This is a genomic window from Halopseudomonas maritima, from assembly GCF_021545785.1.
GTDB lineage: Bacteria > Pseudomonadota > Gammaproteobacteria > Pseudomonadales > Pseudomonadaceae > Halopseudomonas > Halopseudomonas maritima.
The window spans coordinates 1,541,149-1,564,109 of record NZ_CP079801.1 but is presented as its reverse complement, the minus strand read 5'-3'; the positions used below and the strand labels follow the sequence as shown (position 1 = coordinate 1,564,109).

Annotated in this window: 20 protein-coding genes and 4 tRNA genes; 23 read left to right on the top strand and 1 reads right to left on the bottom strand. The window is 58.4% G+C overall.

The genetic code is table 11. The features are described 5' to 3' along the window. Positions 1-7 precede the first annotated feature (7 nt). The gene (locus HV822_RS07165) at positions 8-862 is read right to left on the bottom strand and encodes a LysR substrate-binding domain-containing protein (RefSeq protein WP_238873043.1); all 855 of its coding nucleotides are present in this window, start codon (positions 860-862) and stop codon (positions 8-10) included. Positions 863-965: 103 nt separating this feature from the next. Between HV822_RS07165 and HV822_RS07160 the strand changes: the two genes are divergently transcribed. The 23 genes from HV822_RS07160 (at position 966) to rplC (ending at position 22,953) form a co-directional block, all read left to right on the top strand. Further along, the gene (locus HV822_RS07160) at positions 966-1,139 is read left to right on the top strand and encodes a DUF1127 domain-containing protein (RefSeq protein WP_238873041.1); all 174 of its coding nucleotides are present in this window, start codon (positions 966-968) and stop codon (positions 1,137-1,139) included. Positions 1,140-1,196: 57 nt separating this feature from the next. Beyond that, positions 1,197-2,168 carry a bifunctional biotin--[acetyl-CoA-carboxylase] ligase/biotin operon repressor BirA gene (gene birA / locus HV822_RS07155; RefSeq protein ID WP_238873040.1) on the top strand — a complete coding sequence of 324 codons (972 nt, stop codon included), beginning with the start codon at positions 1,197-1,199 and terminating at the stop codon, positions 2,166-2,168. Beyond that, a complete protein-coding gene (locus HV822_RS07150) occupies positions 2,158-2,907 on the top strand; it encodes a type III pantothenate kinase (RefSeq protein ID WP_238873038.1) in 750 nt (249 codons plus the stop codon). The genes birA and HV822_RS07150 overlap by 11 nt, the downstream gene beginning before the upstream one ends. Next, the gene (locus HV822_RS07145; RefSeq protein ID WP_238873036.1) at positions 2,907-3,590 is read left to right on the top strand and encodes an SPOR domain-containing protein; all 684 of its coding nucleotides are present in this window, start codon (positions 2,907-2,909) and stop codon (positions 3,588-3,590) included. Before HV822_RS07150 ends, HV822_RS07145 begins: the two co-directional genes overlap by 1 nt. A gap of 134 nt (positions 3,591-3,724) precedes the next feature. Next, positions 3,725-3,809: transfer RNA gene (locus HV822_RS07140), tRNA-Tyr, on the top strand. Positions 3,810-3,833: 24 nt separating this feature from the next. Then, a tRNA-Gly gene (locus tag HV822_RS07135) sits at positions 3,834-3,907 on the top strand. A 24-nt stretch (positions 3,908-3,931) separates the two neighbouring features. Then, positions 3,932-4,007, top strand: a tRNA-Thr gene (locus tag HV822_RS07130). A gap of 85 nt (positions 4,008-4,092) precedes the next feature. Then, the gene (gene tuf, locus HV822_RS07125; protein ID WP_238873023.1) at positions 4,093-5,286 is read left to right on the top strand and encodes an elongation factor Tu; all 1,194 of its coding nucleotides are present in this window, start codon (positions 4,093-4,095) and stop codon (positions 5,284-5,286) included. Positions 5,287-5,340: 54 nt separating this feature from the next. Further along, a tRNA-Trp gene (locus tag HV822_RS07120) sits at positions 5,341-5,416 on the top strand. A 38-nt stretch (positions 5,417-5,454) separates the two neighbouring features. After that, complete coding sequence (gene secE, locus HV822_RS07115; RefSeq protein WP_096006480.1) at positions 5,455-5,823, top strand: preprotein translocase subunit SecE; 369 nt, start codon at positions 5,455-5,457, stop codon at positions 5,821-5,823. A gap of 9 nt (positions 5,824-5,832) precedes the next feature. Further along, positions 5,833-6,366: a transcription termination/antitermination protein NusG gene (gene nusG / locus HV822_RS07110; RefSeq protein WP_238873034.1), complete on the top strand. Its 534-nt coding sequence runs from the start codon at positions 5,833-5,835 to the stop codon at positions 6,364-6,366. Positions 6,367-6,481: 115 nt separating this feature from the next. Next, on the top strand, positions 6,482-6,913 hold the full coding sequence (gene rplK / locus HV822_RS07105; RefSeq protein WP_238873033.1) for a 50S ribosomal protein L11: 432 nt from the start codon (positions 6,482-6,484) through the stop codon (positions 6,911-6,913). Next, complete coding sequence (gene rplA, locus HV822_RS07100; RefSeq protein WP_083729006.1) at positions 6,913-7,608, top strand: 50S ribosomal protein L1; 696 nt, start codon at positions 6,913-6,915, stop codon at positions 7,606-7,608. Before rplK ends, rplA begins: the two co-directional genes overlap by 1 nt. 212 nt (positions 7,609-7,820) lie before the next feature. Continuing rightward, positions 7,821-8,321 (top strand): 50S ribosomal protein L10, encoded by a 501-nt coding sequence (gene rplJ, locus HV822_RS07095; RefSeq protein ID WP_238873031.1) that lies wholly within the window; start codon positions 7,821-7,823, stop codon positions 8,319-8,321. Positions 8,322-8,397: 76 nt separating this feature from the next. Continuing rightward, complete coding sequence (gene rplL, locus HV822_RS07090; RefSeq protein ID WP_238873030.1) at positions 8,398-8,769, top strand: 50S ribosomal protein L7/L12; 372 nt, start codon at positions 8,398-8,400, stop codon at positions 8,767-8,769. 216 nt (positions 8,770-8,985) lie between these two features. After that, complete coding sequence (gene rpoB / locus HV822_RS07085; RefSeq protein ID WP_238873028.1) at positions 8,986-13,056, top strand: DNA-directed RNA polymerase subunit beta; 4,071 nt, start codon at positions 8,986-8,988, stop codon at positions 13,054-13,056. 64 nt (positions 13,057-13,120) lie between these two features. Beyond that, positions 13,121-17,320, top strand: coding sequence for a DNA-directed RNA polymerase subunit beta' (gene rpoC, locus HV822_RS07080; RefSeq protein WP_238873026.1), 4,200 nt, complete (start codon positions 13,121-13,123; stop codon positions 17,318-17,320). Between the two features lie 144 nt (positions 17,321-17,464). Next, positions 17,465-17,836 (top strand): 30S ribosomal protein S12, encoded by a 372-nt coding sequence (gene rpsL, locus HV822_RS07075; RefSeq protein ID WP_080048726.1) that lies wholly within the window; start codon positions 17,465-17,467, stop codon positions 17,834-17,836. Positions 17,837-17,933: 97 nt separating this feature from the next. Continuing rightward, complete coding sequence (gene rpsG, locus HV822_RS07070) at positions 17,934-18,407, top strand: 30S ribosomal protein S7 (RefSeq protein ID WP_096006473.1); 474 nt, start codon at positions 17,934-17,936, stop codon at positions 18,405-18,407. 18 nt (positions 18,408-18,425) lie between these two features. Continuing rightward, on the top strand, positions 18,426-20,528 hold the full coding sequence (gene fusA, locus HV822_RS07065) for an elongation factor G (protein ID WP_238873024.1): 2,103 nt from the start codon (positions 18,426-18,428) through the stop codon (positions 20,526-20,528). A 34-nt stretch (positions 20,529-20,562) separates the two neighbouring features. Continuing rightward, positions 20,563-21,756 carry an elongation factor Tu gene (gene tuf, locus HV822_RS07060; RefSeq protein ID WP_238873023.1) on the top strand — a complete coding sequence of 398 codons (1,194 nt, stop codon included), beginning with the start codon at positions 20,563-20,565 and terminating at the stop codon, positions 21,754-21,756. Positions 21,757-21,911: 155 nt separating this feature from the next. Further along, positions 21,912-22,223, top strand: a complete 312-nt coding sequence (rpsJ, locus tag HV822_RS07055) for a 30S ribosomal protein S10 (RefSeq protein ID WP_044501102.1) — start codon at positions 21,912-21,914, stop codon at positions 22,221-22,223. A gap of 91 nt (positions 22,224-22,314) precedes the next feature. Then, positions 22,315-22,953 (top strand): 50S ribosomal protein L3, encoded by a 639-nt coding sequence (gene rplC, locus HV822_RS07050; RefSeq protein ID WP_083728642.1) that lies wholly within the window; start codon positions 22,315-22,317, stop codon positions 22,951-22,953. Positions 22,954-22,961 lie beyond the last annotated feature (8 nt).

Here is a 22,961-nt window from a genome sequence, read left to right as displayed (position 1 = left end):
GCTGGGCTTAGTGGCGAAAGCCTTCTATGACATGCGCCGCCAGTGACTCGCTGGCGGCCGAGCTGCGGCGCGTATCGCGCAGCAGCACGATGCTGGCCTGGGGCATTTCCGGCAAGCCGTGCTCAGGCCCCAGCACCTGCATGCTGTCGGGGATCAGGCTGCGCGGTTGGGCGGTGATCGCAAGGCCGGCGCCCACCACGGCAAAGATGGCTGACAGGCTCGGGCTGGTATAGGCCACGCGGTAGTTACGTTGTTGCGCCTCGAGGGCGTTGCAGGCCCAGTGCCGACAAAAGCAGTCACCATTGAACATCGCCAGCGGTAGCTGCTCCCGGTGCTGCAGTTCGGCGCCGCTCGCCTGGGCCCACACCAGCTGCTCCTGGCGTAGCAGCTCGCCGATCTCCTTGCCCGGCTCGCGGGTAACAATGGTCAAATCCAGGTCGTGCCGTTGCAGCAGTTGCGCCGAGGGTTCGCAGTGCATCTCCACCTGTACCAGCGGAAAGCTGTGGGCGAAGCGGGCCAGCACGCCCGGCAGAAAGCGCGCAACGTAGTCATCTGGCGTGCCAATGCGCACCAGGCCAACCATGTCTGGTGTGCGCAAGCTGTTCAGGGCTTCGCCCTGCAAGCGCAGGATGCGCCGCGCGTACCCCAATAGCATTTCCCCCTCTGCGGTCAGCTGAACATGCCGGCCTTCGCGGCTAAATAGCGGGCGCTGGATGACATCCTCTTCCAGTCGCTTCATCTGCATACTAACGGCGGACTGGGTGCGGTTGAGCTGATCAGCGGCGCGGGTAAAGCCGCCCTGGTCGGCAATCACGGTAAAGGTGCGCAGCAGCTCGCTGTCGATCGTCGGGAAGTGGGCCAATGATCAATTCTCCGGATGAGTTGCATAAGAAACATTCGTTGGATTGATGTTAATCCGCCCGCCATGCTTTGGCCATGGTCTGTTGATGGGTGGAGATTTGCTGATGAATGGGTTGGCGTGGTTGGTGAGGACGTGGCGTGCCTGGCGTCGGCGGCGCTACGAGCTTGAGCTACTGGCGGGCATGGATGCGGCGCAATTGCAGGATATCGGGATAACGCGGGCCGATGCGCTGGAGGAGCTGGCGAGGCCCTGGTGGCGTCGCAACACGCGAGGATAGCCGCTCGCGCGCCCCGGCGTTATCATGTGCCGTTCATTTCAAAAGGTAACAGCATAGATGCTCGGCGCGATACTCACACGGCTGGCAGACGGGCGTTTTCATTCCGGCGAAGCGCTGGGCGAGGCGCTGGGCGTCAGTCGCGCGGCGATCTGGAAAACGCTCAAGCGGCTGGAGGAGCAGGGCTACCCGCTGCAGCGGGTGCGTGGTAAGGGCTACCGGGTGCCGCGGGGTGCCTGTCTGCTGGACCCGGCGGTGATTCGCGCGCAGTTGCCGTCGGCCCTGTCTGCGCGTTGGGAGTGGCATCTGCATCAGCAGATCGACTCGACCAATGCCGAGGCCCAGCGCAGCCTGCTGCCGGGCGCGCCGCACCCTTTGGTGGTCCTCGCCGAGCAGCAGATGGCGGGGCGCGGGCGTCGCGGTCGCCCCTGGAGCAGTCCTTATGGCCAGAATATCTATCTGTCGGTTGTTGAGCCGGTCTCAGGTGGCGCGCATGGTCTGGAAGGGCTGAGCCTGCTGGTGGGTCTGTGCCTGGTGCAGTCACTGGAGGATGTCGGCTACCGGGGATGCCAGCTGAAGTGGCCCAATGACGTGCTGTTGAACGGTGCCAAGCTGGCCGGCGTGCTGCTGGAAATCAGTGGTGACCTGACGGGCGAGGCGCTGGTAGTTATTGGTGTGGGCGTCAACGTGCTGATGGATGCTGCCGACAGTGTCGATCAGGCCTGGACGTCACTCTATCGCACCGGGCAGTCGGCCACCCTTGACCGCAATCAGTTGGTGGCTGCCTTTTTGCAGCGTCTGGCGCCGGCCATGGAGATCTTTCGGGCTGAAGGGTTTGCACCCTTCCGTGATGCATGGCAGCAGCGCGACGCCTGGGCGGGTCAGCAGGTGCGAGTGGTGTCGGGAGCGCACGAGCAGCTGGGGTTGGCGGCAGGTGTGACTACCCGAGGCGCGTTGCTGTTGCAGCAGGAGCAAGGTGTGCAGGAGATCAGTGGTGGTGAGGTCAGTCTGAGGTTGAATAATGCTACTTGAGCTGGACTGTGGAAACACCCTGATAAAGTGGCGCCTGCTTGACCGGGAGGGGCGTGTCCGTGATCGGGACATGGCGCCGGATCTGGTCGAACTTCAGCGCCTGCTCGGCGGACAGGAGCGCGAGATCCATGGCTGCCGCCTGGTATCTGTGCGATCGGCAGAAGAAAACCAGGTGGTGCTGGATCAGCTGACCAGCTGGCTCAAGCTGCACCCCGTGTTGGCGCGCAGCGCCCCGGAGCTGGCGGGCGTGCGTAACGGTTACGCTGAGTACGGCAAGTTGGGGATGGATCGTTGGCTGGCTCTGGTGGCTGGCTACAATCTATGTCGTCGTGCCTGCGTGGTTATCGATCTCGGCACCGCGGTCACCGTGGACTTCGTGAATGCCGGCGGCCAGCACCTGGGTGGGTATATTGCGCCGGGCAGCAAACTGCTGCGTGGCAGTCTGAAGCGTCATACCCGGCTGATTCGTTACGAGCAGTCCTTGCGTGGTGATCTGGCAACGCCGCGTCCCGGCGACAGTACGGCTGAGGCTGTGGAGTTTGGCTGTGATCTGATGCTGGTGGGGTTTGTGCGCGAGCAATTGCGGGTGGCGCGGCAAGCCCTCGGTGATGAGATGGTGGTCATCCTGACTGGCGGTGACGCCGAGCGCATGGCCGAGGCGCTACCGCAGAGCTGTCATATCATCAATGACTTGGTGTTTGACGGCCTGGCGCTGGCCTGTCCGATGGAGATTGATTGATGCGCTCGCTGTTTCTGTTTCTGCTGCTGCTTAACATTCTGTACGCGCTGTGGCAGTTGCAGTCTGGCGGCGTGCGGCCCGACAGCTTGCTGGCGGGCGAGCCTGCGGTTAGCGACAGCGTATCATCGCCGCCCCAGGACGTTGTTTCAGCTTCGCCCGCTGAGGTGGCGTCCGTGAGTGAGGCTGCGCCTGCTGCGTTGTGTATTCAGCTGGGGGTGTTCGATGGGCGTCGTCAGGCTGAGCAGCTGTTGCAGCGCCTGCTGGCTTTGGATGTGCAGGCGGCGCTGGTCGAAGACGAGGTGGTCGGCAGTACCGACTACTGGCTTGTGATGCCAGTCTCGGGTGGCAGTGTTGATGCGCTTGCGCGCTTGTCGCTGCTGCAGGAGCAGGGCATCGATAGCTTTGTTATTACGCGCGGCCCGCTGGCGGGCAACATCTCGCTGGGCGTCTTCTCGCGACTGGATTATGCCGAAGCGCGCCAGGCGCAGTTGCTGGCCGACGGTAATGACGTGCGGGTCGAGTCGGTCGATAAGTTGCGCAGCCAGTATCTGGTTCAAGTGCAGCCAGCTGCCCGGCGGCTGGTGGATCAGTCGCTGCTTGGCAGGCTGCGCGCCGACTTTCCGCAGCTGCAACATCAATATCAGGCCTGTTCCCCCGTTGCCAAGTCAGGCAACTTGCCCTAGAATTGCGCCCGCTTCACGACGACCTCGGTCCAACGACCAGGTTGATGTTGGCAAAAGCCTTTTCAAGTAAGTGTTTTTGCTAACAAAAGTGTTGACAGAGGGTCGCCAAGTGATGAAAATGGCGCCTCTTTTACGGAGGGGTTCCCGAGCGGTCAAAGGGATCAGACTGTAAATCTGACGGCTTAGCCTTCGAAGGTTCGAATCCTTCCCCCTCCACCAGATTTCGCGTAGTCAGGCTACTTGGCGGGTATAGTTCAATGGTAGAACCTCAGCCTTCCAAGCTGATGGTGCGGGTTCGATTCCCGCTACCCGCTCCAGTCTGACCATGCAATGGTGTGTAAGCTCATGTAGCTCAGTTGGTAGAGCACACCCTTGGTAAGGGTGAGGTCAGCGGTTCAAATCCGCTCATGAGCTCCAGTATCAAGGCAGATATGCAAATATCTGCCTTTTATTTAATGGTCGCGTGACACGCGCATTGCTCTCACGAATAGGGGATCTCTCGATGGCTAAAGAGAAGTTCGAACGCAGCAAACCGCACCTGAACGTAGGCACCATCGGTCACGTTGACCATGGTAAAACCACTCTGACTGCTGCACTGACCCGTGTATGCGCAGAAGTTTACGGCGGTGCTGCCCGCGCTTTCGACCAGATCGACAACGCGCCGGAAGAAAAGGCTCGTGGTATCACCATCAACACCTCGCACGTAGAGTACGATTCTCCGACTCGTCACTACGCGCACGTTGACTGCCCTGGTCACGCCGACTATGTGAAAAACATGATCACCGGTGCGGCCCAGATGGACGGCGCTATTCTGGTTTGCTCCGCTGCTGACGGCCCGATGCCGCAGACCCGCGAGCACATCCTGCTGTCCCGTCAGGTTGGCGTTCCTTACATCGTCGTGTTCCTGAACAAGGCCGACATGGTTGATGACGAAGAGCTGCTGGAGCTGGTCGAGATGGAAGTTCGCGACCTGCTGAGCACCTACGACTTCCCGGGCGATGACACTCCGATCATCATCGGTTCCGCGCTGATGGCGCTGGAAGGCAAGGACGACAACGAAATCGGCACCACTGCCGTTCGTAAGCTGGTTGAAACTCTGGATGCCTACATCCCTGAGCCTGAGCGTGCTATCGACAAGCCGTTCCTGATGCCGATCGAAGACGTATTCTCCATCTCCGGTCGCGGTACTGTAGTAACCGGTCGTGTAGAGCGCGGTATCGTCAAGGTGGGTGAAGAAGTCGAGATCGTTGGTATCAAGGCGACCACCAAGACTACCTGTACTGGCGTTGAAATGTTCCGCAAGCTGCTGGACGAAGGCCGTGCTGGTGAGAACGTTGGTGTACTGCTGCGTGGTACCAAGCGTGAAGACGTTGAGCGTGGTCAGGTTCTGGCCAAGCCGGGCACCATCACCCCGCACACTCGCTTCGAAGCTGAAGTGTACGTGCTGGGCAAGGACGAAGGCGGCCGTCACACTCCGTTCTTCAAGGGCTATCGTCCGCAGTTCTACTTCCGTACTACTGACGTAACCGGTTCCTGCGAACTGCCGGAAGGCGTGGAAATGGTTATGCCGGGCGACAACGTCAAGCTGGACGTCACTCTGATCGCTCCGATTGCGATGGAAGACGGTCTGCGCTTTGCGATCCGCGAAGGCGGTCGTACTGTTGGTGCCGGCGTAGTAGCCAAGATCATCGAATAATCGATTGATCTTGAACTGTCGGGCCGGTAGTATTGCCGGCTCGACTGCGATTACAGGCCAGTAGCTCAATTGGCAGAGCGGCGGTCTCCAAAACCGCAGGTTGGGGGTTCGATTCCCTCCTGGCCTGCCAGATTTATATCTGGCTTCCAAAACAGGACTTTAAGATTCATGAGCGCTAAGGCAGAGCTTAACGATAACCGCTTCGATGTCATTAAGTGGGTTGTTGTGGCTTTAATTGTCTCCGTTGGTGTGTTCGGGGATTCCTACTTCTCTGCCGAGCCTGTTTTGTATCGCGCGATCGCGCTAGTTGTTCTGGGTCTGGTTGCCGGCTTTGTCGCGCTGCAGACCTCCAAGGGCAAGGCGTTCTGGTCGCTGCTGAAAGAAGCGCGTATCGAAATACGCAAGGTCGTATGGCCTACTCGGCAGGAAACTGCACAAACCACGATGATCGTGGTTGCTGTGGTTCTGGTTATGGCCCTGATTCTCTGGGGTCTGGATAGCCTGCTGGGCTGGATCGTTTCTCAGTTCATTGGTTAAAGGTGCTCCGTGGCTAAGCGTTGGTACGTCGTGCATGCCTATTCGGGCTTCGAAAAGCATGTAATGCGCTCTCTGCAGGAGCGTGTCAAGCTGGCCGGAATGGAAGACCAATTCGGCGAGATTCTGGTCCCCACTGAAGAAGTGGTGGAAATGCGCAACGGTCAAAAGCGCAAGAGCGAGCGCAAGTTCTTTCCTGGCTACGTCCTGGTTCAGATGGAGATGAACGAGGGTACCTGGCACTTGGTGAAAGATACTACTCGCGTGCTTGGCTTTATTGGCGGTACCGCTGACAAGCCTGCGCCGATTACTGATCGTGAGGCAGAGGCTATTCTGCGTCGTGTTGCCGATGGCACCGACAAGCCTAAGCCAAAAACGCTGTTCGAGCCGGGTGAAGTGGTTCGTGTTACCGATGGTCCCTTTGCTGACTTCAACGGGGTTGTCGAAGAGGTTAACTATGAGAAAAGCCGAGTTCAGGTGGCGGTTCTCATTTTTGGTCGCCCCACTCCGGTGGAGCTCGAGTTCGGCCAGGTCGAAAAGGGCTGATCTCATCTGATTCCCTGAACCCTGCAGTGCTTAGGCATTGCGGGGTTTTGTTGTCAGTCGGGGAATGTTTTTAAACGGGAAGCCGCAAGGCGCTATTACCCTTCGGAGAAAGACAATGGCAAAGAAGATTCAGGCTTATATCAAGCTGCAAGTCAAGGCCGGCCAGGCCAACCCGAGTCCGCCGGTAGGTCCGGCTCTGGGTCAGCACGGTGTCAACATCATGGAATTCTGCAAGGCGTTCAACGCCAAGACTCAAGGCGTTGAGCCGGGTCTGCCGACTCCTGTGATCATCACTGTATACAGCGACCGCAGCTTTACCTTTGAAACCAAGAGCACGCCCGCTGCCGTTCTGCTGAAGAAGGCCGCTGGCCTGAAGAGCGGCTCCCCGCGTCCGAATAGCCAGAAAGTGGGTACCGTTACCCGCGCCCAGCTGGAAGAGATCGTCAAGGCCAAAGAGGCTGATCTGACTGCTGCGGATCTGGAAGCTGCTGTGCGTACCATCGCTGGTTCTGCACGCAGCATGGGCCTGAATGTGGAGGGTGTGTAATGGCTAAGCTGACCAAGCGTCAAAAGGCAATCGCCGAAAAGGTACAGGCTAACAAGGCTTACACCTTCGAAGAAGCTGCAGCCGTTCTGGCTGAAGTGTCCAACGTCAAGTTCGTTGAGTCCTTTGACGTTGCTGTGAACCTGGGCGTTGACCCGCGTAAGTCTGATCAGGTCGTTCGTGGCGCTACTCTGCTGCCCAACGGTACTGGCAAGACTGTCCGCGTTGCTGTCTTTACTCAGGGCGCCAATGCTGAGGCTGCTCTGGCGGCGGGTGCTGACAAGGTTGGTATGGATGATCTGGCTGCCGAAATGAAGGCTGGCGATCTGAACTACGACGTTGTTATCGCTTCCCCGGACGCCATGCGCGTTGTTGGCCAGCTGGGTCAGGTGCTGGGTCCGCGTGGCCTGATGCCGAACCCCAAGGTCGGTACTGTTGCCGCTGACGTTGCGACTGCCGTTAAAAATGCCAAGGCTGGTCAGGTTCGCTACCGCACCGACAAGAACGGCATCATCCATTGCTCCGTCGGCAAGGTTGGCTTTGACGCCACCAAGCTGAAGGAGAACGTTGAGGCGCTGCTGGCTGACCTGAAAAAGGCCAAGCCGTCCACCTCGAAGGGTGTTTACCTGAAGCGCGTGACCCTGAGTACGACCATGGGTCCGGGCGTACAGATCGATCAGGCTTCCCTGAACATCTGATGTATTAGGCGCATCGCTCGCGCGGTGCGCCTTTCTTATTGGGGTCCCTGCACTGTGGGGGCTATCCAAGACCGTAGGCGGCGCAAGCCTTAAACCCCGGGAGAGATCCCTCAGGCCTACGCAGATGGTGCTCCCGATTCAGTACAGGCTGGATCAGACACCAAAACTGCCGCTCGCAAGGGCGGTCAATGGTAAATCCAGGAGTAAAACCCGTGGCAATCAAGCTCGAAGACAAAAAAGCCATCGTCGCTGAAGTCAACGAAGCTGCCAAAGGTGCGCTGTCTGCCGTTGTGGCTGATGCCCGCGGCGTGACCGTTGCTGCTATGACTGGTCTCCGCAAGGATGCACGCGAAGCTGGCGTTTACGTACGCGTTGTACGTAACACCCTGCTGCGTCGTGCGATCGAAGGCACCGATTACGAATGCCTGAACGAAACCTTTGTGGGTCCGACTCTGATCGCGTTTTCCAACGAACACCCGGGCGCTGCTGCTCGTCTGTTCAAGGAATTTGCCAAGGGTCAGGACAAGTTCGAGATCAAAGCAGCTGCGTTCGAAGGCAACTTCCTTGCAGCAACTGAAATCGACAAGCTGGCTTCCCTGCCGACTTACGACGAAGCAATTGCACAGCTGATGAGCGTTATCCAAGGCGCTACCAGCAAGTTCGTTCGTACTCTGGCTGCAGTCCGCGATCAGAAGGAAGCCGAAGCCGCCTGATAGGCGCCTCGCTTGCTTTTTACGCTTTTAATGTTTTGACGGCCCAGGCCGTCCCCCAATACAGGAATTTAGAGTCATGGCTCTGACCAACGAAGATATCATCAACGCCGTATCCGAAATGTCCGTCATGCAGGTTGTCGAACTGATCTCCGCTATGGAAGAGAAGTTCGGTGTATCCGCTGCCGCTGCTGTTGCTGCTGGCCCGGCTGCTGGTGGCGCCGCTGCCGCTGAAGAGCAGACCGAGTTCGACATCGTTCTGACCGAAGCTGGCGACAAGAAAGTTAACGTCATCAAGGCAGTTCGCGAGCTGACCGGTCTGGGCCTGAAAGAAGCCAAGGCACTGGTTGACGGCGCTCCGGGCACCATCAAGGAAGGCGCTTCCAAGGAAGAGGCCGAAGCTGCCAAGAAGACTCTGGAAGAAGCTGGCGCCAAGGTCGAGCTCAAGTAAGCTCGCCCGACCTTGCGTCGACAATCTGATTTTACCGGTCAGATTGATGGCTGGTGGCCTGTGTGCCACCGGCCTTTTTCCGTTGTATCGCGCTGATTGGCGCATGCAGCGAAGCACTCCCGGGGAGTGAGCAAGACTGGTGTCTTGCACGCATTTTCAGGCTTTCCCGCGCCGCGGGAAGGCCAATCAAGCAGGTGACCAAGCTGGGGAACGCTGATGGCTTACTCATATACTGAGAAAAAACGTATCCGCAAGGACTTTGGCAAACTGCCGCATGTGATGGATGTGCCTTACCTTCTGGCCATTCAGCTGGATTCCTACCGGGAATTCCTCCAGGCTGAATCTGCCCAGGGCGCTGTCCGTGATATCGGTCTGCACGCGGCCTTCAAATCTGTTTTCCCCATTATCAGCTATTCGGGTAATGCGGCTCTGGAATACGTCGGTTACCGCCTTGGCGACCCGGCTTTCGACGTCAAGGAATGCGTACTGCGGGGCGTGACGTTCGCCGTGCCGCTGCGTGTAAAAGTGCGCCTGATCATCTTTGATCGTGAGTCGTCCAACAAGGCGATCAAAGACATCAAGGAGCAGGAAGTCTACATGGGGGAAATCCCCCTGATGACCGAAAACGGTACCTTCGTCATCAACGGTACCGAGCGTGTCATCGTTTCCCAGCTGCACCGCAGCCCGGGTGTGTTCTTCGACCACGACCGTGGCAAGACCCACAGCTCCGGCAAGCTGCTGTACTCCGCTCGCGTGATTCCTTACCGCGGCTCCTGGCTGGACTTCGAGTTCGACCCCAAGGATTGTGTCTTCGTCCGTATCGACCGTCGCCGCAAGCTGCCGGCCAGCGTACTGCTGCGTGCCCTCGGTTACCAGACCGAAGAAATCCTCGACATGTTCTACGACACCAACGTATTCGAGGTGCAGGGCGAAAGCCTGATGCTCGAGCTGGTGCCGCAGCGCCTGCGTGGTGAGATCGCAACCTTTGACATCAAAGATGGCAAGGGCAAGGTCATTGTCGAGAAAGGCCGCCGTATCACTGCGCGCCACATCAACCAGCTGGAAAAGGCCGGCATCACCAGCCTGGAAGTGCCGTTCGACTACCTGATTGGCCGTACCGTCGCCAAGCCGATCGTGCATCCGGCGACTGGCGAGATCCTGGTTGACTGCAACACCGAAGTCACCGCCGACCTGGTCATCAAGCTGGCCAAGGCGCAGATCACCCGTCTGGAAACCCTGTACACCAACGAGATCGACTGTGGTCCGTTCGTGTCCGATACCCTGCGTATCGACAACACCACCACTCAGCTCGAAGCGCTGGTAGAAATCTACCGCATGATGCGCCCGGGCGAGCCGCCGACCAAGGACGCTGCCGAAACCCTGTTCGCCAACCTGTTCTTCAGCAGCGAGCGTTACGACCTGTCCGCCGTTGGCCGCATGAAGTTCAACCGCCGTATCGGTCGCGAAGAGATCGAAGGCGCCGGCGTGCTGAGCAAGGAAGACATCGTCGAAGTACTCAAGACCCTGGTCGACATTCGTAACGGCAAGGGCGTGGTGGACGATATCGACCACCTAGGTAACCGTCGTATCCGTTCCGTTGGCGAAATGGCCGAAAACCAGTTCCGTGTAGGTCTGGTGCGCGTTGAGCGTGCGGTCAAAGAGCGTCTGTCCATGGCCGAAAGCGAAGGCCTGATGCCGCAGGACCTGATCAACGCCAAGCCGGTGGCTGCTGCGGTCAAGGAGTTCTTCGGTTCCAGCCAGCTGTCCCAGTTCATGGACCAGAACAACCCGCTGTCCGAGATTACCCACAAGCGCCGCGTATCGGCCCTTGGCCCGGGCGGTCTGACCCGCGAGCGTGCCGGTTTCGAAGTGCGTGACGTACACCCGACCCACTACGGTCGCGTATGTCCGATCGAGACCCCTGAAGGTCCGAACATCGGTCTGATCAACTCCCTGGCGACCTACGCGCGTACCAACCAGTACGGCTTCCTGGAAAGCCCGTACCGCCGTGTTAAAGACGCCGAGGTGACCGACGAGATCGTATTCCTGTCGGCCATCGAAGAGGCTGATCACGTCATCGCCCAGGCTAGCGCCAAGGTTGAAGGCGGCAAGCTGGTGGACGATCTGGTGGCCGTGCGTCACATGAACGAATTCACCGTTAAGGCGCCGGAAGACGTCACCCTGATGGACGTATCGCCGCGTCAGGTTGTGTCGGTGGCGGCCTCGCTGATTCCGTTCCTTGAGCACGATGATGCTAACCGTGCACTCATGGGCTCGAACATGCAGCGTCAGGCGGTTCCGACCCTGCGTGCCGAGAAGCCGCTGGTAGGTACCGGCATGGAGCGCAACGTAGCTCGCGACTCCGGTGTGTGTGTGACTGCTCGCCGTGGCGGCGTGATCGACTCCGTCGACGCCAGCCGTATCGTTGTTCGTGTCAACGACGACGAAGTGGAAGCCGGTGAAGCGGGTGTCGATATCTACACCCTGATCAAGTACACCCGCTCCAACCAGAACACCTGCATCAACCAGCGCCCGCTGGTGAAAAAAGGTGACGTGGTGTCGCGCAAGGACATTCTGGCTGACGGTTCTTCCGTTGACATGGGTGAGCTGGCTCTGGGTCAGAACATGCGCGTCGCGTTCATGCCCTGGAACGGCTACAACTTCGAGGACTCCATCCTGGTGTCCGAGCGTGTTGTTCAGGAAGATCGCTTCACCACTATTCACATTCAGGAACTGACCTGTGTGTCTCGTGACACCAAGCTTGGGCCAGAGGAAATCACCTCTGACATCCCGAACGTGGGCGAGGCTGCGCTGGGCAAGCTGGATGAGGCCGGTATCGTCTACGTGGGTGCCGAAGTAGGCCCGGGCGACATTCTGGTTGGTAAGGTAACGCCCAAGGGCGAAACCCAGCTGACGCCGGAAGAGAAGCTGCTGCGTGCCATCTTTGGTGAGAAAGCCTCCGACGTGAAAGACACTTCCCTGCGCGTGCCCACTGGCACCAAGGGTACTGTCATCGACGTGCAGGTCTTCACTCGTGACGGTGTAGAGCGTGACACGCGCGCCCTGGCCATCGAGAAAGAGCAGCTCGACGAGATCCGCAAGGATCTGCAGGAAGAGTTCCGCATCGTTGAAACCGCGACCTTTGAGCGTCTGGCCTCTGCCCTGGACGGTCAGGCCGTCGAAGGTGGTGCCGGCCTGAAGAAAGGCACTGCGCTGTCGGCCGACATTCTGGCCGGTATTGAGCGTGGCCAGTGGTTCAAGCTGCGTATGACTGATGACGCGCTGAACGAACAGCTGGAGCGCGCCCAGGCGTACCTGGTTGACCGCCGCAAGCTGCTCGACGAGAAGTTTGAAGACAAGAAGCGCAAGCTGCAGCAGGGCGATGACCTGGCACCGGGCGTACTGAAGATCGTCAAGGTCTACCTGGCAATCAAGCGTCGCATCCAGCCGGGTGACAAGATGGCCGGTCGTCACGGTAACAAGGGTGTTATCTCCGTGATCATGCCGATTGAGGACATGCCGCACGACGAGAACGGCACGCCGGTTGATATCGTGCTGAACCCGCTGGGCGTACCCTCGCGTATGAACGTCGGTCAGATCCTTGAAACCCACCTGGGCCTCGCGGCCAAAGGTCTGGGCGAGAAGATCAATCGCATGATGGAAGAGCAGCGCAAGATCGGTGAACTGCGCAAGTTCCTGGACGAGGTCTACAACAAGGTAGGCGGTCGTCAGGAAAGCCTGGACGATCTGAGCGATGCTGAAATCATCGAGCTGGCCAAGAACCTGCGTGGCGGTGTGCCGATGGCAACTGCGGTATTTGATGGTGCTGCGGAAACCGAGATCAAGCACATGCTGCGTCTGGCTGATCTGCCCGATAGCGGTCAGATGAAGCTGTACGACGGTCGTACCGGTAACACCTTTGATCGTCCGGTGACCGTGGGCTACATGTACATGCTCAAGCTGAACCACCTGGTCGACGACAAGATGCACGCGCGTTCTACCGGTTCTTACAGCCTGGTTACCCAGCAGCCGCTGGGTGGTAAGGCGCAGTTTGGTGGTCAGCGTTTCGGGGAGATGGAGGTCTGGGCTCTGGAAGCTTACGGCGCCGCCTACACCCTGCAGGAAATGCTGACAGTGAAGTCGGACGACGTGAACGGCCGTACCAAGATGTACAAGAACATCGTGGACGGAGACCACCGCATGGAGGCCGGCATGCCCGAGTCCTTCAACGTACTGGTCAAGGAAATCCGTTCGCTCGGTATCGATATCGAACTGGAATCCGAATAAACACCAACTGCCCACGTCTCGGGCGGCGAGCGCCGCCCTTGAGACACTGCGAGGAGTATAGGCCTTGAAAGACTTATTGAACCTGCTCAAGTCCCAGGGACAGATTGAAGAGTTCGATTCCATTCGAATCGGCTTGGCATCCCCGGAGATGATCCGGTCCTGGTCCTACGGCGAAGTTAAAAAGCCGGAAACCATCAACTACCGTACCTTCAAGCCGGAGCGTGACGGCCTGTTCTGTGCCAAGATCTTTGGCCCGGTGAAGGACTACGAGTGCCTGTGCGGCAAGTACAAGCGCCTCAAGCACCGCGGTGTGATCTGTGAAAAGTGTGGCGTTGAAGTTGCACTGGCCAAGGTCCGTCGTGAGCGCATGGGCCACATCGAACTGGCTTCGCCGGTTGCCCACATCTGGTTCCTGAAGTCCCTGCCGTCCCGTATCGGCCTGCTGCTGGACATGACCCTGCGTGATATCGAGCGCGTGCTCTATTTCGAGAGCTACGTCGTTATCGAGCCGGGCATGACTACCCTGGAAAAGGGCCAGCTGCTGAACGACGAGCAGTACTTTGAAGCACTGGAAGAGTTCGGCGACGACTTCGATGCCCGTATGGGTGCCGAGGCCGTCTTCGAGCTGCTGACTGCTATGGATCTGTCTCACGAGATTGGCAAGCTGCGCGAAGAAATCCCGCAGACCACCTCGGAAACCAAGATCAAAAAGCTGTCCAAGCGCCTGAAGCTGATGGAAGCCTTTGACGGCTCCGGCAACAAGCCGGAGTGGATGGTCATGACCGTGCTGCCCGTCCTGCCGCCGGACCTGCGTCCGCTGGTACCGCTGGATGGCGGCCGCTTTGCGACCTCCGATCTGAACGATCTGTACCGCCGCGTGATCAACCGTAACAACCGTCTGAAGCGCCTGCTTGACCTGTCTGCGCCTGACATCATCGTGCGCAACGAAAAGCGTATGCTGCAGGAGTCGGTTGACGCGCTGCTGGATAACGGCCGCCGTGGCCGTGCCATCACCGGCACCAACAAGCGCCCGCTGAAGTCCCTGGCCGACATGATCAAGGGTAAGCAGGGTCGCTTCCGTCAGAACCTGCTCGGTAAGCGCGTTGACTACTCCGGTCGTTCGGTGATCGTGGTAGGTCCGACCCTGCGTCTGCACCAGTGCGGTCTGCCCAAGAAAATGGCACTGGAGCTGTTCAAGCCCTTCATCTTCGGCAAGCTGGAGCATCGTGGTCTGGCGACCACCATCAAGGCTGCCAAGAAGATGGTTGAGCGCGAGCTGCCTGAGGTTTGGGACATCCTGGCTGAAGTCATCCGCGAACATCCGGTACTGCTGAACCGTGCGCCGACCCTGCACCGTCTGGGTATCCAGGCGTTCGAGCCGGTGCTGATTGAGGGTAAGGCGATTCAGCTGCACCCGCTGGTCTGTGCCGCTTACAACGCCGACTTTGACGGTGACCAAATGGCCGTCCACGTTCCGCTGACCCTTGAGGCCCAGCTGGAAGCGCGTGCGCTGATGATGTCCACCAACAACATCCTGTCGCCGGCGTCTGGCGAGCCGATCATCGTGCCGTCCCAGGACGTGGTACTGGGTCTGTACTACATGACCCGCACTCGCATCAACGCCCGCGGCGAAGGCATGGCCTTCTCCAACGTCAATGAAGTCGAGATGGCGTACCGCAGCGGTCAGGTTGAGCTGCACGCGATGGTCAAGGTGCGTATCACCGAAACCGTCAAGCACAAGGACGACAGCTGGACCACCGAAACCCGTATCGTCGACACCACTGTCGGCCGTGCGCTGCTGTTCCAGGTGCTGCCCAAAGGTCTGCCCTATGAAATGGTCGACCAGCCGCTGAAGAAGAAAGCGATCTCCAAGCTGATCAACCAGTGCTACCGCGTGGTAGGTCTGAAAGAAACCGTGATCTTCGCTGACCAGCTGATGTACACCGGTTTCGCGTACTCCACCATCTCTGGTGCGTCCATTGGTGTGAACGACTTCGTCATCCCGGATGAGAAGGCACGCATCATTGATGAAGCCACCGAGGAAGTGAAGGAAATCGAAGATCAGTACGCCTCCGGTCTGGTAACCCAGGGCGAGAAGTACAACAAGGTCATCGACTTGTGGTCCAAGGCCAACGATGAAATCTCCAAGGCCATGATGGACAACCTCAAGAGCACACGCGTACTTGATCGCGAAGGCAAAGAGGTTGATCAGGAGTCCTTCAACTCCATGTACATGATGGCTGACTCCGGTGCGCGGGGTTCCGCTGCCCAGATTCGTCAGCTGGCTGGTATGCGTGGTCTGATGGCCAAGCCGGACGGCTCCATCATCGAAACGCCGATCACCGCGAACTTCCGTGAAGGTCTGAACGTACTGCAGTACTTCATCTCGACCCACGGTGCTCGTAAGGGTCTGGCTGATACCGCACTGAAGACCGCCAACTCCGGTTACCTGACCCGTCGTCTGGTTGACGTCGCGCAGGATCTGGTGATCACCGAAACCGATTGCGGTACCGACAACGGCCTGCTGATGTCGCCGCACATTGAAGGTGGTGACATCGTTGAACCGCTGGGTGAGCGCGTGCTGGGCCGTGTTGTTGCCCGCGACGTACTCAAGCCGGGTGGTGAGGAAACCATCGTTCCGGCCGGCACCCTGATCGACGAGAAGTGGGTCGAGTTCCTGGAAAAGAACAGCGTCGATGAAGTCATCGTGCGCTCGCCGATTACCTGTGACACCCACTACGGTGTGTGTGCGACCTGCTACGGTCGTGACCTGGCCCGCGGTCACCTGATCAACATTGGTGAGGCGGTAGGTGTTATCGCAGCCCAGTCGATTGGTGAGCCCGGTACTCAGCTGACCATGCGTACGTTCCACATTGGTGGTGCGGCGAGCCGTACTTCTGCCGCTGACAGCGTTCAGGTCAAGAACGGCGGCACCATCCGCCTGCATAACCTAAAGCACGTTGAGCGTGCCGACGGTGCACTGGTTGCCGTATCGCGTTCCGGTGAGCTGGCGATTGCCGACGAGTTCGGTCGTGAGCGTGAGCGCTACAAGCTACCCTACGGTGCCGTTATCTCCGTCAAGGAAGGTGACAATGTGGACGCTGGCGCGGTTGTCGCCAAGTGGGATCCGCACACCCACCCGATTGTGACCGAAATTTCCGGTACCGTTGCCTTCTTCGGTATGGACGAAGGTATCACCATCAAGCGCACCGCTGACGAACTGACCGGTCTGACTAACATTGAGGTCATGGATCCGAAGGATCGTCCGGCGGCTGGTAAGGACATTCGTCCGGCGGTGAAGCTGGTTGATGAGAACGGCAAAGAGCTGCTGCTGCCGGGTACTGACGTACCGGCCCAGTACTTCCTGCCCGCTAACGCGCTGGTCAACCTGTCCGACGGCGCCAAGGTGAACGTGGGTGACGTTGTTGCACGTATCCCGCAGGAAACCTCGAAAACCCGCGACATCACCGGTGGTCTGCCGCGCGTTGCCGACCTGTTCGAAGCGCGTCGCCCGAAAGAGCCGTCCATTCTGGCGGAAATCAGCGGCACCATCTCCTTCGGTAAGGAAACCAAGGGCAAGCGTCGTCTGGTCATCACCCCGACCGATGGTAGCGATCCGTACGAGGAGCTGATTCCGAAGTGGCGTCACCTGAACGTGTTCGAAGGTGAACAGGTTACCAAGGGTGAAGTTATCTCCGACGGCCCGAGCAACCCGCACGACATCCTGCGTCTGCTGGGTGTCAGCGCGCTGGCCAAGTACATCGTCAACGAGATTCAGGACGTTTACCGTCTGCAGGGCGTGAAGATCAACGACAAGCACATCGAGGTGACCATTCGCCAGATGCTGCGCAAGGTCGAGATCACCGAGTCCGGCGACTCCAGCTTCATCAAGGGCGATCAGGTAGAGCTGACCCAGGTGCTGGAAGAAAACGCCGAGCTGGGTGGCCAGGACAAGTTCCCGGCCAAGTACGATCGCGTGCTGCTGGGTATTACCAAGGCGTCGCTGTCGACCGAGTCCTTCATTTCTGCGGCCTCCTTCCAGGAGACCACCCGCGTGCTGACCGAAGCTGCCGTTACCGGCAAGCGCGATCAGTTGCGTGGTCTGAAGGAGAACGTGGTCGTCGGTCGTCTGATCCCGGCCGGTACTGGTCTGGCTTACCACGCCGAGCGCAAGCGTCAGCGTCAAGCCGACAAGCCGGTCAAAGTCAGCGCGAGTGAAGTTGAACAGGCTCTGTCTGATGCTCTGAACTCAAGCGAAGGCTGATAGGTGGTCCGGCCCGCAAGGGCCGGGCGCCTTGACGACAGGGTGCGGGCTCTATATGATCTCGTACCCCTAAAATTGGCGGGGCACTTCGTCCTGCCATTTTTTATTAACGTATGTCATTCCGACATCAGTGGAGTTTGCTAGATGGCAACAATCAACCAGCTGGTTCGCAAGCCGCGCAAGCGCGTTGCTGAAAAAAGCGACGTGCCGGCCCTGCAGAACTGCCCGCAGCGTCGTGGTGTGTGCACTCGCGTGTATACCACTACGCCGAAGAAGCCGAACTCGGCTCTGCGTAAAGTCTGCCGTGTTCGTCTGACCAACGGCTACGAAGTTTCTTCCTACATCGGTGGTGAAGGCCACAACCTGCAAGAGCACAGCGTCGTTCTGATTCGCGGCGGCCGTGTAAAAGACTTGCCGGGTGTGCGTTACCACACTGTTCGCGGTTCTCTGGACACCTCCGGTGTTAAAGATCGTAAGCAGGGTCGTTCCAAGTACGGCGCCAAGCGTCCGAAGTAATACCGAATTCAATTTACCTGTGTCGATAAGAGTAAGGTCGGGCGTAACCAGATCGTTACAGTCCCGGGCTAACCTGAAGACCGTTTGAGGGCTTATCATGCCAAGACGTCGTGTAGCGGCAAAACGTGAGATCCTGCCAGAACCGAAATACGGTAGCCAGATTCTCGCGAAATTCATGAACCACGTAATGGAAAGCGGCAAGAAGTCCACCGCTGAGCGCATTGTTTACGGCGCGCTGGACAAGCTGAAAGAGCGCACCAAGGCCGAAGATCCGGTTGAGCTGTTCGAAAAGGCTCTGGATGCGATCGCTCCGCTCGTGGAAGTTAAGTCTCGCCGTGTAGGTGGTGCCACCTACCAGGTTCCGGTTGAAGTGCGTCCCTCCCGTCGCAACGCTCTGGCGATGCGCTGGCTGGTTGATGCTGCCCGTAAGCGTGGCGAGAAGTCCATGGCTCTGCGCCTGGCCGGTGAGCTGGCTGATGCCGCTGACGGCAAGGGTGCCGCTGTTAAGAAGCGTGAAGACGTCCACCGTATGGCTGAAGCCAACAAGGCGTTCTCTCACTACCGCTTCTAAACGGCTCAGGAGACTATTGTGGCTCGTACAACCCCGATCAATCTGTACCGTAATATTGGTATTTGCGCGCACGTCGATGCGGGCAAGACTACGACGACGGAGCGGATCCTGTTTTATACAGGCGTGAACCACAAGATGGGCGAAGTCCATGATGGCGCTGCCACCATGGACTGGATGGCTCAGGAGCAGGAGCGTGGTATTACCATTACTTCTGCTGCTACCACCGCCTTCTGGCAGGGTTCCGAGAAGCAGTACGACAAGCATCGCGTCAATATCATCGATACCCCCGGCCACGTCGACTTCACTATTGAGGTTGAGCGTTCGCTGCGGGTGCTTGATGGTGCCGTCGTGGTGTTCTGTGGTACGTCGGGCGTCGAGCCGCAATCCGAGACCGTTTGGCGTCAGGCCAACAAGTATGGCGTCCCGCGCATCGTCTATGTGAATAAGATGGATCGCCAGGGCGCCAACTTCCTGCGCGTGGTCGAGCAGATCAAGAAGCGTCTTGGTCATACGCCCGTGCCCGTGCAGTTGGCCATCGGTGCTGAAGAAAACTTCATGGGGCAGATCGATCTGCTGCGCATGAAGGCGATTCGTTGGAATGACGAAGATCAGGGTATGAGCTTTGTTGAGGAAGAGATTCCCGCTGAGCTGCTTGATCAGGCCAACGAGTATCGCGAACAGATGGTCGAGGCGGCTGCTGAAGCCAACGAAGACCTCATGAACAAATACCTTGAGGAGGGTGAGCTCTCCGTCGAGGATATCAAGGCAGGGTTGCGTCAGCGCACCCTGGCTTGCGAGATCGTGCCGGCGGTCTGTGGCTCGTCCTTCAAGAACAAGGGCGTGCCGCTGGTGCTGGATGCGGTTATCGACTTTTTGCCTGCGCCGGATCAGGTGGTGGCGATCAAGGGTGTGCACCCGAACGACGAAGAGCGTTCCGACGAGCGTCACGCCGATGATGCCGAGCCCTTTGCGGCTCTGGCGTTCAAGATCGCGACTGACCCCTTTGTCGGTACGCTCACCTTTGCCCGTGTGTATTCCGGGGTGCTTTCGTCCGGTGATGCCGTGCTGAACTCGGTCAAGGGCAAGAAGGAGCGCGTTGGCCGTATGGTTCAGATGCACGCCAACTCCCGTGAAGAGATCAAGGAAGTGCGCGCGGGTGATATCGCCGCGCTGATCGGTATGAAAGATGTGACAACAGGTGACACCCTGTGCGCTATCGACAAGCCGATCATTCTTGAGCGCATGGAGTTTCCTGAGCCGGTTATCTCGGTAGCGGTGGAGCCGCGCACCAAGGCCGACCAGGAAAAGATGGGTGTCGCTCTGGGCAAGCTGGCGCAGGAAGATCCGTCTTTCCGTGTGCGTACCGATGAAGAGTCGGGTCAGACCATTATCTCCGGTATGGGTGAGCTGCACCTGGATATCATCGTTGATCGCATGAAGCGCGAGTTCAGCGTCGAGGCCAATATCGGCAAGCCGCAGGTGGCTTACCGCGAAGCGATTCGCAACAAGTGTGAGATCGAAGGCAAGTTTGTGCGTCAGTCTGGCGGTCGTGGTCAGTATGGTCACGTATGGGTTCGTTTTGAGCCGACCGAGGCGGGTGACGAGAAGCTTGAGTTCGTTAATGAAATTGTCGGTGGTGTGGTTCCGCGTGAATACATCCCGGCGATCCAGAAGGGTATCGAGGAGCAGATGCAGAACGGCGTGCTCGCCGGCTATCCGCTGCTTGGCCTTAAGGCAACCGTCTACGACGGTTCCTATCATGATGTCGACTCGAACGAAATGGCGTTCAAGATTGCTGCCTCTATGGCCACCAAGCAGTTGGCCCAGAAGGGCGGCGCCGTGTTGCTCGAGCCGATGATGAAAGTCGAAGTTGTCACCCCTGAGGATTACATGGGTGACGTAATGGGCGACTTGAACCGTCGTCGCGGCCTGGTCCAGGGTATGGAAGACTCTCCTTCCGGTAAGGTGATCCGCGCTGAGGTTCCGCTTGGTGAAATGTTCGGTTACGCCACGGATGTTCGCTCCATGTCCCAGGGACGTGCGAGCTACTCCATGGAGTTTTCGAGATACGCCGAGGCACCCATGAACATCGCCGAAGCAATCATCAAGAAGCAAGGCTAACTTGAACCTAGGCTAATTAAAGAGGTTATCAACCGTGGCTAAAGAAAAATTTGAACGTAGCAAACCGCACCTGAACGTAGGCACCATCGGTCACGTTGACCATGGTAAAACCACTCTGACTGCTGCACTGACCCGTGTATGCGCAGAAGTTTACGGCGGTGCTGCCCGCGCTTTCGACCAGATCGACAACGCGCCGGAAGAAAAGGCTCGTGGTATCACCATCAACACCTCGCACGTAGAGTACGATTCTCCGACTCGTCACTACGCGCACGTTGACTGCCCTGGTCACGCCGACTATGTGAAAAACATGATCACCGGTGCGGCCCAGATGGACGGCGCTATTCTGGTTTGCTCCGCTGCTGACGGCCCGATGCCGCAGACCCGCGAGCACATCCTGCTGTCCCGTCAGGTTGGCGTTCCTTACATCGTCGTGTTCCTGAACAAGGCCGACATGGTTGATGACGAAGAGCTGCTGGAGCTGGTCGAGATGGAAGTTCGCGACCTGCTGAGCACCTACGACTTCCCGGGCGATGACACTCCGATCATCATCGGTTCCGCGCTGATGGCGCTGGAAGGCAAAGACGACAACGAAATCGGCACCACTGCCGTTCGTAAGCTGGTTGAGACTCTGGATGCCTACATCCCTGAGCCTGAGCGTGCTATCGACAAGCCGTTCCTGATGCCGATCGAAGACGTATTCTCCATCTCCGGTCGCGGTACTGTAGTAACCGGTCGTGTAGAGCGTGGTATCGTCAAGGTTGGTGAAGAAGTCGAGATCGTTGGTATCAAGGCCACCACCAAGACTACCTGTACTGGCGTTGAAATGTTCCGCAAGCTGCTGGACGAAGGCCGTGCTGGTGAGAACGTTGGTGTACTGCTGCGTGGTACCAAGCGTGAAGACGTTGAGCGTGGTCAGGTTCTGGCCAAGCCGGGCACCATCACTCCGCACACTCGCTTCGAAGCTGAAGTATACGTGCTGGGCAAGGACGAAGGCGGCCGTCACACTCCGTTCTTCAAGGGCTATCGTCCGCAGTTCTACTTCCGTACTACTGATGTAACCGGTTCCTGCGAACTGCCGGAAGGCGTGGAAATGGTTATGCCGGGCGACAACGTCAAGCTGGACGTCACTCTGATCGCTCCGATTGCGATGGAAGACGGTCTGCGCTTTGCGATCCGCGAAGGCGGTCGTACTGTTGGTGCCGGCGTAGTAGCCAAGATCATCGAATGATGATCTGAGTTGTACAAGGGAAAAGCCCTCGCATCGCGGGGGCTTTTCTTTTGGTTGACAGTGATGAGGTGCATCAGTAGAATTGCGCCTCCCTTGGACGGGTGCATCCGGAGTTCGGCTGCGCCTGAAATCAGTTGCTTGGAGTTTCTGGTCAAATGCAGAACCAACAGATCCGTATTCGGTTGAAAGCTTTTGACCATCGCCTGATCGATCAATCTACCCAGGAAATCGTGGATACCGCGAAGCGTACTGGGGCTCAGGTGCGTGGTCCGATCCCTTTGCCGACTCGTAAAGAGCGTTTTACTGTTCTGATTTCGCCGCACGTCAACAAAGACGCGCGCGATCAGTATGAAATCCGTACCCACAAGCGGGTGCTGGATATCGTTCAGCCCACCGACAAGACTGTCGATGCGCTGATGAAGCTGGACCTGGCCGCAGGTGTAGAGGTTCAGATCAGCCTCGGCTGATAGCCCCACAACGGGGGCTAAAGGTCGTGTAACGCCCTGTGTTGGGCGGCCATAGCGGGTAATAGCCCCGTGCACTCATGAGGTTTACAAAATGACTATTGGTTTAGTCGGCCGGAAATGCGGTATGACCCGCGTTTTCACTGAAGATGGTGTATCTATTCCGGTTACGGTTGTAGAAGTAGAACCGAACCGCGTCACTCAGGTTAAGACCCTGGAAGCCGATGGCTATCAAGCCATTCAGGTGACTGTGGGTGAGCGTCGTGCCAATCGCGTGACCAAGCCGATGGCTGGGCATTTTGCCAAAGCCAACGCTGCTGCCGGTCGCCAGGTGCTCGAGTTCCGCCTGGAAGACAGCTCCCAGTACGAAACTGGCTCCGAGCTGACTGTTGGCCTGTTCGAAGCAGGTCAAAAGGTGGATGTAACTGGTCAGTCCAAGGGTAAAGGCTTTGCCGGTACCATCAAGCGCTGGAACTTCCGCGGCCAGGACGCTACCCACGGTAACTCTATTTCCCACCGTGTACCCGGTTCCATCGGTCAGTGTCAGACCCCGGGCCGTGTATTCAAGGGCAAGAAGATGTCTGGTCACATGGGTGCCGAGCAGGTAACCGTGCAGACTCTTGAGGTCGTTCGCGTTGACGCTGAGCGTAACCTGCTGCTCATCAAGGGCTCCGTGCCTGGCGCTACCGGTAGCGACGTTATCGTTCGCCCGGCGGTCAAGGCCAAGGGTTAAGGGGGAGT